Source organism: Silvanigrella sp., from assembly GCF_044369315.1.
Taxonomy (GTDB): domain Bacteria; phylum Bdellovibrionota_B; class Oligoflexia; order Silvanigrellales; family Silvanigrellaceae; genus Silvanigrella.
Map to the genome: position 1 here is coordinate 1 of NZ_JBIPMD010000238.1, position 4,748 is coordinate 4,748.

At 27.3% G+C, this 4,748-nt stretch carries 6 protein-coding genes; 3 read left to right on the top strand and 3 right to left on the bottom strand.

Annotated elements, in window-relative coordinates; all coding sequences use genetic code 11:
* Nucleotides 1-108: 108 nt before the first annotated feature.
* The 3 genes from ACIQ56_RS14460 to ACIQ56_RS14470 all read left to right on the top strand — a co-directional run bounded on the left by ACIQ56_RS14460 (nucleotide 109) and on the right by ACIQ56_RS14470 (nucleotide 1,314).
* A complete protein-coding gene (locus ACIQ56_RS14460) occupies nucleotides 109-492 on the top strand; it encodes a PD-(D/E)XK nuclease family transposase (RefSeq protein ID WP_397601751.1) in 384 nt (127 codons plus the stop codon).
* 173 nt (nucleotides 493-665) lie between these two features.
* Nucleotides 666-887, top strand: a complete 222-nt coding sequence (locus ACIQ56_RS14465) for a hypothetical protein (RefSeq protein ID WP_397601752.1) — start codon at nucleotides 666-668, stop codon at nucleotides 885-887.
* Between the two features lie 187 nt (nucleotides 888-1,074).
* Complete coding sequence (locus ACIQ56_RS14470; RefSeq protein WP_397601753.1) at nucleotides 1,075-1,314, top strand: hypothetical protein; 240 nt, start codon at nucleotides 1,075-1,077, stop codon at nucleotides 1,312-1,314.
* 60 nt (nucleotides 1,315-1,374) lie between these two features.
* Here ACIQ56_RS14470 and yjjJ read toward each other — a convergent pair whose 3' ends face one another.
* The 3 genes from yjjJ to ACIQ56_RS14485 form a co-directional block, all read right to left on the bottom strand.
* Nucleotides 1,375-2,742 carry a type II toxin-antitoxin system HipA family toxin YjjJ gene (yjjJ, locus tag ACIQ56_RS14475; protein ID WP_397601754.1) on the bottom strand — a complete coding sequence of 456 codons (1,368 nt, stop codon included), beginning with the start codon at nucleotides 2,740-2,742 and terminating at the stop codon, nucleotides 1,375-1,377.
* 166 nt (nucleotides 2,743-2,908) lie between these two features.
* Entirely contained in the window at nucleotides 2,909-3,490 is a 582-nt protein-coding gene (locus ACIQ56_RS14480) for a hypothetical protein (RefSeq protein ID WP_397601755.1), read from the bottom strand.
* A 333-nt stretch (nucleotides 3,491-3,823) separates the two neighbouring features.
* A complete protein-coding gene (locus tag ACIQ56_RS14485; RefSeq protein WP_397601756.1) occupies nucleotides 3,824-4,303 on the bottom strand; it encodes an ArgR family transcriptional regulator in 480 nt (159 codons plus the stop codon).
* Nucleotides 4,304-4,748 lie beyond the last annotated feature (445 nt).

The following is a 4,748-nucleotide window of genomic DNA, read 5'->3' on the forward strand; positions in this document are numbered from 1 at the left end:
CTACGCAATGAATATCATCTCTGGGAGCCGGATGTGGGAAAACTACAAGTCCGGTTCTGCAGGGGTTTCATGGCAATGAATTACTTTATTTGAAAGGAAATAAAAGTCATGTCTCTACCTACCACAAATGTGGGTTTATTAGACATGAAAACCAATAAAGTATTTTCTAAAGATTTGGAGTTTATCTTTTTAGAAGTTCCCAAAGTTCCAAAAACCTATTATAATAATCTAGAAAAATGGATGGTCTTTTTAAAGGGAACATCTAAAAAGGAGGTCATGAAAATGGACAATTCTGCAATAAATAAAGCCCAAGAAACTCTGGAATACTTAAGTCAAGACCCCGTAGCTCGGGCAAAATATGAAGCTCGTTTAAAATACTTAAGTGACTACAACACAAGCATGTATACCGAGCGGCAAGAGGGTATAAATGAAGGGATGGAGAAAGGGAGAGAAGAAGCTAAAATTCAATTTGCAAAAAAAAATGCGCAGTGAAGGCTTTTCTCCTGAAATCGTTATGAAAATAACAGGTTTAACTGCTGAAGAGCTTGAAAAGTTATAAGAGAATCATATTTGATTTTAAAATTTATATACAATATTTATTATCCTAAATAAACGAAACAAATTTAAACTTTGTTTCGTTTTGTTTTTAAAAGGAGGTCATGCAAATGAACAATTCTGCAATAAATAAAGCACAAGAAACTCTGGAATATTTAAGCCAAGATCCCGTTGCTCGGGCAAAGTATGAAGCAAGGCAAAAGTATATTCTCGATTACAACACAAGTATGTATACCGAGCGGCAAGAGGGGAGAATAGAGGGGATAGAAGAAGGAATAGAAATTGGTGAGAAAAGAAATTCCTTATTAATAGCAAAAAAATGCGGGAATTAGGAGCTTCTCTGGAGTTTGTGATGCAATCAACAGGTTTAACTTCTGAAGAGCTTGAAGAGCTTTAAAAATTTTTTAACGGAATTTTATTTGATTTTAACTTTTATATAAATTATTTATATTTTGAAATTAACGAAACAAGTTTGTGCTTTGTTTCGTTATTAAACTTTTTAAATTGGAAGGCATGTAAATGAGTAACTCAGCGTTAAATAAAGCTTATGAACTTTTAGAGAAATTAAGTAAAGATCCAGAAACTATTGCGAAATATGAAGAGAGAGAAAAACAAATTCGTGAATACGATATTAGAGAAGAAGGTAGAATTGAAGCAATAACTCATGTAGCAAAAAAAATGCGCAGTGAAGGATTTTCTCCTGATATTGTTATGAAAATAACAGGTTTATCAACTGAAGAACTTGAAAAACTTTCATAACTATATATTTTAATCTTTATTTAAATTAAAATTAAGCATCATTTTCCAACCAAATCTATTTTATTTTGGTAAAAGTTTTCCAATATCTTTTTGTTTATTTAAAATAAGAAGACAATCTTGTGCTATTTCTTTAAAAGAAGATGAAATATTTTTATCATTTAAAACCGCATTCCAAAATTGATTAGCTAGTATATAAGCCTTATCCCATATATTTGAATCTTCTGGTAAAGGTAACGGTGGTGAAAATACTTTGGGAATAATTTGATTATTCATCGGTCTAAATAACATGGGAAGCATGTCGTAAACGGGAGCGAGTTTTATGATTTTATTTTTAGAAAAATAAAAAGAGAGATTAAATAAGTGCATGTCATTATTTCCAATGAAGTAACCAAATAATTCAAGGAAACGAATTTCATTATAAAATTCTTTTGGAATGATTTTCTTTTTCATTAAATTTATGGATGTTTCTGACCAAGTTCCCATTGTTCCAGAAAACTCCGCATCTAAGGAACCTAAAGAAATAACCCCCTTTCTTCCTAAATTGGGAATGCGATCAAATCTTTCTAACTCTAAAAAAACACGATTTTTTGTGAAAATAATCTCTGATTGAGAGCTTTCTACATTATTTTTACGAAGCGTATTTAGAGCTAAATGTTCACAAATTAATAAATCAGCAACACGTATTCCAATATCAGAATGAAGAGGAGGAGAAAATTTAACGAGAACTTGTTTATTTTGAGGCAATAAATTGCTTAAAAATTTTGGTTGTTCTCCACCAGCGGAAGAGCCTGGTTCTCCATAGGATAAAACATGATTTGCATAAAGTTCATAAAGTTCGGATCGTTTTAGAAATTCGATTCCATTTGGCTGAGTTTTTTGAGAAAGGTATTTTTGAAAAGCAAGATCACCAATAATTAAATTACCTATATTATCAAAACTTTTGGCTGTTAAATATTTTAAACAATGTTCACTAGACCAAATGCGAATATCTTTTGGTAAATTCAATTCAGGATTTAAGTTTGGGACTAAATGTCCTAAAAATCCGCTAGGTCTTAAATCATTTAAAAAATAAGGGAGATCGGCAGAATATTCTGATGAGATATTTTTTAAATGCGATAAAAAATAAAAACCTTTAGGTTCTATTGCATATAATATCCCTATTTTTAAGCTTGAGCTATCTTCAAGAATTTCATAAATAGGGTAACTGGAGTTCTTTCCTTCAATTATTCTTTTTGCAGCATATTCTGTTTCTCGAGCTTTTCCTAAAATCACGATTTCTTCATCTAATATTTTAAAAATACGTGAGAAAAAGGATTGGCTATAGGGAAAATGTCTTTTTAAACTAGTAATATTGGATTTCCCATTTGATTTTAAAAAGCTCAAAACTTCCGATTTTATTTTTTCTTGATTAAAAGGCTTTACTCTCATGAGAGCTCCATTCTATAGTCTATTGAAATAGATTATAGAATAGATAAAGCAAAGAATCAAATATTTAACATATTGAAAGTATTATATTAAATTATTTTATCTTGATTTATTGAAATAGATACTTGAATAGATTCTCAGAGGTTTTATATGGGCAATAAGTTCTAACTTAATCTCCAATATGATAAAAGTCATCGGCTTTCTTTGAAAAAAAGTTGGAAAATTCGGATTCAGCATCAATATTCTCAGAGAATTTACAAAGTCTTTCAGGACAAGTAATAGAGTTTACTAATGAATTTAAATCAAATTCTTTTTGATAAAAAAATTGAGATAAATATGGATTTTCAAATTCATTCATAAGAAAATTGATTCTTACTTTATTTGATTTTTTAATATATTTTTCATTTGAATTTAGTTTAAATCCTTTTTTTAATTCAATACCATAATTACCGCATTGCAAATTTGATTTAAAACTAGGCTCAAATATGACTTCTTCTGTGTTACTTTGATTATTGTATGGAAAATAATCACTCAAATGTGAAATTCCTTCCCTTTTATGAATAAATTTAAATTCTGAGTCAATCCCATTTATCAAATAATTATATTTTAATTGCATTAAATAAACTTTACAGTACTCTACTCGATTCCCATCTGTATCAAGAAAATAGGAATTAGAGTGATCTTCTATTGATCTGTAAGCAAAAGAATTATTTACAATAAGTAGACAAATTATAATAATTATTTTTTTCATTAATAATCCTTTAATATCATATTTAAAATAATTTATACCGCTAACAACATAAACGGTTTTTTAAAATATAATATATTAAAATAAATATACAAATAATAATTTATATATTTATTTTAATATATAATTATAAAAAAAAATATATGTAAATTTATTTTATAAAAGTTTTATAATAAAATATAATTTTTATTTTAGTCATTCTAGTTTATTAATTTATTATTTTTAATTATATTAAAATATTTTTAAAAAACAAGATCTATTATTTTGATAATTAAAAGAAAAAAGTTATAAAACAATTATGGTTTTTATTAATATATCGATTTATTTGAAATTTAATCAATCTGTTTCTTCGATAATGAAATCTTCTTCTATTTCTTTTTTTAATTTTTCTAACCCATTTTTTGATCCATCAGAAAGAACAAGGACAGTATCATCGCCAGCAATCGTACCGCATAAAGTACTGTAAGCATTTTGCAAAGAGTTTTTTGCTTCAAATGAAATTTTTTCATCGAGCTGAATGGCAAGTGAATTAGCATGCCCTGGTAGAGTATGCAAAACAATGATATTAGGCATAGAAACTTTAATACTTAATATAGGACTTTGTATTCGGGGTCTTGTTCCTAGGATCGTATACTGATTGTTTATTTTAGCAATTCCAAGCTTTTTTAGGCGTCTCGAAAGAGTGGATTGAGGAATGTCAACTCCTAAAGATTTTAGAATGTCAACAAGCTCATTCTGATGGGAGATATTTTTACTTTTTACAGCTTCTAAAATGATATTATCTTCTGTTTTCTGATTTTTATTTATAATTTTCATGTTATATTATCTTTCAAAAACATAATCCTTCTTTTTTAAGAAAAGCTTTTATCTATTCGTTACATAAATGCTATTCTTGATAAGGTGTTAAATATGACATAAATTTTAAATGAATTCTATTAGAATATATAATTATAATTATTTGATACTAAAAATCTTTTTATTATTTGATTATATTTAATCTAATTCTAAACAAATCAATAGACAAATAAATAAAATTTATTATATTGTCAGTATCATATTTAATTCAATTGGAAATCATGTTTTCTTCATAAATATTTGATAAACTGTAACTTAGTGGTTTTAAAAATAATTGATTCTAAAGTGATTCCTTTTGGTGGACAATATGCTATGAACTTAGGCGTTCATATAGAAGGGTTGTCCAATGTTAAAGAAGAAATCAGTTAAAAGTCAATATTCTCTTGAGTTTAAAAATCAAGTTCTA